The 6,621-nt window shown below is 34.3% G+C and carries 3 protein-coding genes; all 3 read right to left on the bottom strand.

Annotation, left to right across the window (positions count from 1 at the left end; translation table 11 throughout):
• Positions 1–176: 176 nt before the first annotated feature.
• The 3 genes from FJR05_RS15300 to FJR05_RS15290 are packed head-to-tail and all read right to left on the bottom strand — an operon-like array spanning position 177 to position 6,621.
• Positions 177–2,981 carry an ATP-binding protein gene (locus FJR05_RS15300; RefSeq protein ID WP_168644887.1) on the bottom strand — a complete coding sequence of 935 codons (2,805 nt, stop codon included), beginning with the start codon at positions 2,979–2,981 and terminating at the stop codon, positions 177–179.
• Positions 2,968–5,631 (bottom strand): hybrid sensor histidine kinase/response regulator, encoded by a 2,664-nt coding sequence (locus tag FJR05_RS15295; protein WP_168644886.1) that lies wholly within the window; start codon positions 5,629–5,631, stop codon positions 2,968–2,970. The genes FJR05_RS15300 and FJR05_RS15295 overlap by 14 nt, the downstream gene beginning before the upstream one ends.
• 9 nt (positions 5,632–5,640) lie before the next feature.
• A complete protein-coding gene (locus tag FJR05_RS15290) occupies positions 5,641–6,621 on the bottom strand; it encodes an ABC transporter substrate-binding protein (RefSeq protein WP_168644885.1) in 981 nt (326 codons plus the stop codon).

Genomic DNA, 6,621 nt, shown 5'->3' with positions numbered 1-6,621 from the left:
AGATGCCTAGATATCTCTACCATTTTATCCTCTCTTTTAGAATGAAATAGCCCTGTACTGAATATACTCTAATTAATATGAAAGATAATGCACAAATTTTTCATATTCAATCTAATTTTGATGACTATCGAGTTTTTTCTCAATCAATATGAGATGTGAACTAATATTGATGTTTTTTAACCATTATTTATCAAAGGTTCAGCTAAATCAACTAATTGTTCAAATTCAAATTGTCGGGCAAGTTTTGTTAAAGATTGAATAATAAAACTTTCTGTTTGAGGGATTTTTGTAATTAATTCTATGACAAGATTGGTATTGGCTTCTAAACTAGCTTGATAGAATTGATTAATCCATTCTTGATCCATACAAGTGAGACTATCAGATGTTAAAGATTTTTCTGCTATGGTTTCTGAATTTTCAGAATTATTTTCAGCGTATATATATTTAACACCTAAATGTTTAGCCAGGGCATCAAAAATTGTATGTTCAGCAAAAGGTTTTCGCAGAAAATCATCACAACCAGCCGAAAGCACGATCGCTTTTTCTTCTTCTAAAACACTGGCAGTTAAGGCAATTATCGCCGTAGCGTTGCCTTTTGTAGTAGATTTAATATATTTGGTAGCATCATAACCATCCATGACAGGCATTCGCATATCCATCCAAATTAAATGGGGTTCCCATTCATCCCAAATAGTTATGGCTTCTTGTCCATTACTTGCTTCTCTCACTTCAAAACCTAATGGTGCTAAAAGTTTAATAAGTAATTGACGATTAATAGGTTTATCATCTACTGCTAATATTTTATATGTAGGTTGTCCTGGTAAAAGTTCTAAAATTTGTGGCTGTGCTTCTAAGGTATTATTATTCATTTTTTGCCCTAATTTCGCTTGAATAGAAAATTTAAAAGTTGTGCCTTTTCCTAATTCAGTGTCTACTATAATATCTCCTCCCATTAACTGAACAAATTTACGACTAATTGCCAAGCCTAAACCTGTTCCTTCTTGAGATTCTTTTCCCGCTTGAGTTTGAGAAAAGGCAATAAAAAGTTTGGATATTTCTGCGGCTGCGATACCTCTTCCTGTATCACGAACTTGAAAATTAAGAGTTAAAATATCTGTATCTTCTTCACTAAGATTACTTACTGTTAACCTAATTTCTCCTGATTGAGTAAATTTAATTCCATTATTGATTAAATTAATTAATACTTGTTGAAGTTTTACAGAATCAGTACAAATATAACGAGGAAGATTGTCACTACGTTGAAATTTTAAATTTAAGCCCTGATTACTTGCTTTAAGATGTAACATATCTTCCAAATTATCTAATAAATGATACAGGTCAAAATTGCTGGGATTAAGAGTAGTTTTCCCGGCTTCGATTTTCGATAAATCAAGAACATTATTAATTAATGTGAGTAAATATTCACCACTGCGATAAATAATACTGATATTTTCATATTGATCTGATGGGAGATTATTAGCGCGTAACATCAATTGAGAAAAACCAAGAACTGCATTTAAAGGAGATCGCAATTCATGACTCATGTTAGCAATGAATGAACTTTTAGCTTGATTAGCTACTTCGGCTTTTTCTTTGGCAATGGCTAGTTGCTGGGTTCTTTCTTCTACTTTAATTTCTAAAGTTTCAAAAGATGTTTGTAACTGATTAGCCATACTATGAAATGAATTAGCTAGATTTGCTAATTCTGTAATACTTTGAATTTCTATTGAGCTATTTTCTATCCCAGAATTTTGCCATTTTCCTAATGCTAAAGCTTGACTAGAACGGCTTAATTGCAAAATCGGAATAGTAATCCAACGAGCAGTGACAATACCAACTCCTATGGCTATAAACAGGGTAAAACTACATAACAGAATTGTCAATTGAGTATTTTCTCGAATTTCTGCCGTAAAATCAGATTCAGGAATAATCACAACTGTTAGCCAATCTAAATCTACTTCACTTTGGAAGGGAACAATTTGGACAAAATACCTCTTATTATTAAGTATGATACTAAGTTGTTGAATTTTTTTAATTAGCTTGAAATTAGTGAAATATTTTTTTAAATAAGCAGCCGTTTTTTGAGAAACTAAGTTACTACTATTAATAACATTTAAGCGACGTTTGGCAGGATCATTATTTTTAACTAAGTTTTGTTGAGTGTCGAGTGCAAATAAGCCAGAAATAAAAGGAGTTTCACCGGTGGAAGTACCAATTACTAATCCCTCTCGATCTATAATGATAGCCTGACCAGTTTTGCCAATTTTGAGACTTTTTAAAAAATTGCCTATTTGGGCTAAAGAAACGGAAGAACCAATCACCCCTTGAAATGTATTTTTGCGATCATAAAAAGGCATGAGTGTAACAGCAATTAAGGTGGGTTTATTAGCTTTAACTCGTGAGACATTAATCCGCCAAATTAAACGATTTGCTGTTTTTGTGTGTAGATACCAAGGGTTATTAGGTGGATCTGTATGGGGATCATAAGTGCTAGAACTTCTAATTAATTTAACTCGCTTGCCTTGATTATTAGTCAGATAACTATTAAAATTGTAATTAGTTGATTTATCTCTGAGACGAATTGCATGAGAGTTGTCATCATCTGTTTGGACGATTAAAATTTCTTTTTTTTCGTTGGCAATGGATAAAGAACCAATCTCATCAAAAATTTGCATTTGCCGCCAAAAATATAGCTCAATGGTAGATAAATCTTGCCAATTAAGAATACCCATTTTAATGGAATTAGCATTATTTTGGATAATTTCTGTAGGTTTGTGGAGGTAATGAGTCAAGTTTTGATCAATGCGATCGCCTATTTCTAGCATTAATTGCTGTGCTATATTTTCTACAGCTTTTTGTCCACTGCGATAGGAAAGATAACCGACTAATCCCACAGCACTGACAATTTGCACGACAAAAGGAATAATTAATACTAATCGTAGAGGAATTTGTTTTATCTTTTTTGTGTTATGTATTTTCATTATTTATCAAAGGTTCAGTTAAATCAACTAATTGTTCAAATTCAAATTGTCGGGCAAGTTTTGTTAAAGATTGAATAATAAAACTTTCTGTTTGAGGGATTTTTGTAATTAATTCTATGACAAGATTGGTATTGGCTTCTAAACTAGCTTGATAGAATTGATTAATCCATTCTTGATCCATACAAGTGAGACTATCAGATGTTAAAGATTTTTCTGCTATGGTTTCTGAATTTTCAGAATTATTTTCAGCGTATATATATTTAACACCTAAATGTTTAGCCAGGGCATCAAAAATTGTATGTTCAGCAAAAGGTTTTCGCAGAAAATCATCACAACCAGCCGAAAGCACGATCGCTTTTTCTTCTTCTAAAACACTGGCAGTTAAGGCAATTACCGCCGTAGCGTTGCCTTTGGTAGTAGATTTAATATATTTGGTAGCATCATAACCATCCATAACAGGCATCCGCATATCCATCCAAATTAAATGGGGTTCCCATTCATCCCAAATAGTTATAGCTTCTTGTCCATTACTGGCTTCTTTCATCTCAAAACCCAATGGAGATAATAACTTAAATAATAATTGACGATTAATAAGTTTATCATCTACTGTTAAGATTTTATATGTAGGTTGCCCTGGTAAAAGTCCTAAGATTTGTGGACGTTCTTCTTCAGAATTATCTTTGGTTTTTTGACCTAATTTTGCTTCAATAAAGAATTGAAATGTTGATCCTTTTCCTAATTCACTGATAACAGAAATATCACCACCCATTAATTGTACAAACTTGCGACTAATTGCTAAACCTAAACCTGTTCCTTCTTGAGATTCTGTTCCAGCTTGGGCTTGGGAAAAAGCTTCAAATATTTTTGGTAATTCTACTGCGGCAATACCTACTCCAGTATCACAAACTTGGAAATCAAGGATAAAAATATCTGTTGTTTCTTGATTGCGTTTATTGACATTGACCATAATTTTACCTTCATGAGTAAATTTAATGGCATTACTAATTAAATTAATTAATACTTGCCTGAGTTTTACTTCATCAGTACAAATATAACGGGGGATATTGTTACCTTTTTGAAATATTAAATTTAATCCCTCATTACTTGCTCTTAAATATAGCATATCTTCTAAATCATCTAGTAGGCGGTAAAGATCAAAATCATGGATATTAAGATTGGCTTTACCTGCTTCAATTTTCGATAAATCGAGAATATGATTAATTAGGGTTAGTAAATATTCTCCCCCCCGATAAATAATTCCGGCATTTTCATATTGATCAGGGGGTAAATTATTAGCACGTAACATTAATTGTGAAAAACCGATGACTGCATTTAAAGGTGAGCGTAATTCGTGGCTCATATTGGCAATAAATGTACTTTTAGCTTGATTTGCTACTTCGGCTTTTTCTTTGGCAATTACTAATTCTGCGGTGCGTTCCTGAACTCGATTTTCTAAATTTGCAAAAGATGTTTGTAATTGCCATGCCATATTGTTAAATGATTTTGCTAACTGGAAAATTTCATTTTTTGAGTTAATTTGAGCGCGAATATCTAAGTTACCTGCGGTAAATTGGGAAACTATATTGGTAAGGTAAATTATTGGTTTAGTTAGGAGTTGCCCAATTACAAAAGCGATGATTGTCACCATACCAGCGATAAATGTAAACAGTAACATAGCATCACGAATTTGCTTTTCTACAGGTGCTAAAGCGACGGCGATGGGTTGGGCGAATAATACAGACCAAGGTTGATGTTGTAATCGAGCGATCGCTATCAGATCATCTGAATTTGGGGCTGCTAAAGATGTAATTAAATAAGACCGCTGATGATCCAATGCTTCCTGAAGTTTTAGTTCATTGGTTGATAGTTTTTGGCGCGGATGACTAGGTAATCGCCCTTCTTTTTGCAGTTTATTAATAACATTATTTGGCAAAGGGACAATGGATTTAAAAAGTAGTTTTGGTGCAGTGCTATGTGCTAGGTAAATATAATGTTCATCTAAAAGAATAGCGAAGGATTTTGCTCCTGCCCGTTCAGTTTGTCGAGTTACTAATTGCTGAACAACTGTGGCATTGTATGAAACTCGTAATACACCTAAGATATTTCCCCTAGCATTGCGAACTGGACTACTAAAGAACAGGGTAACAAGATCGGGAATTGTTGGCGATCGCTTCATACTAGAAACAAAAGATAACCCCGTTTCTATTGTTTTTTGAAAGTAATCTTGGCTAGATTCATCTTTACCAATATCTGGTGTATTAGTATCCAGAACGTTTTTTCCCTGCAAATCAAGTAAAGCATAGGAGAGAACATTCAACATATCCTTACGACTGAGACGAATTAATGTTTCCGTTGCTAATCGTTGTTCAGGGCTATTTTCTCGCTGTGTTGGTGGTAAGCTCAAATAGCTTGCCAAACCCGGTAAAATTGCCTCTACACGCACGGCATTGAGATTCGCATCTATGAAAGCATCTATTCTATTAGTGGTTTCATTTGCCGCCGCTGATAGGGCTTGTTTAGCATTGTCTGTTAGTGCTGTGGTTGTAGTTTCTTTGTTGATAAATGTCAACAATAATAATGGAATTAGAGATACTATCAAAAAAGAGACTATTAATTGAGTTCTAATACTAGAAAAAAGTGAGTTTCCCATAATTTTAGATTAGGAGGCAGGATTTAAAAAAGAAGCATTAAACAAAGTTTTGATTTCAGGAAGCCGCGTAACATTACCTGTGCGAATAAAAAAATCTGCATATATTTTTGCAGTTTTGTAGATAGAATTAGAGCTATCAGATTGAAAAAATTGCTGATTTTCTTGCAAATTGGTGAGATTTACTCCCTCCAAAGACAGTGTATTACTGGGAATCTTCAATGATTTACTCACAATCTCATTGCCGGCGGCAATATTTGCTTCCCAGTATTGTACAGCTTGTAACCAGCCACGAATAAAGGCGCGAATATCTTCCGGGCGATCGCGGATTGTTTCACCTCGAAATGCTACCAAATCTAAAATTAACCCTGGAGTTTGTTTGCTGGTAAATAGAATATGTCCCCCTAATTTCACAGCTTCAGAAAGAAAAGGTTCCCACGTATGTCCTGCTTGAATAGTATTATTTTTCAGGCGTTGGGGAATTTCTAAAGCATCGAACTTAACCAAACTTACATCATCACTAGTTAAGTTAGCAGTTTTCAACATTTCAGTGACAAAGACTTCACTAAAACCTCCCAGATTCGCGCCCAGTTTTTTCCCTTTCAAGTCAGCAACAGTTTTAATATCTGCCTGGGAAACGACCACATCTGCGCCATTTGTTTCGTCCACAACCATCACAGTTTGCATATCAGGATTAGTGGCACTTAAGATCATAAAATCTCCTAAAGTTAATCCGATACCATCATATTTTCCGGCACTAAAATCTGCCTGTTGTAATTGAGCAAAGTCTACATATTTCAGTTCTACTTCTACACCTTGGGCTTTAAAAAATCCTTTTTCCTGGGCAATAACGGCTGGTCTATACCCCACAAAAGTGATACAAGCCACCTTCAGAGGAGGGCGTTTTAATGCAGTTGGCACTGAAGAACGACAAGCAAATAACAAACAGGAGATAATGAGAAAAACACTAATGTATTTGAGTATTTTAGACAT

This window comes from Dolichospermum sp. UHCC 0259, from assembly GCF_009711935.1.
Taxonomy (GTDB): Bacteria; Cyanobacteriota; Cyanobacteriia; order Cyanobacteriales; family Nostocaceae; genus Dolichospermum.
This window is presented reverse-complemented; position numbering and strand designations above follow the sequence as displayed.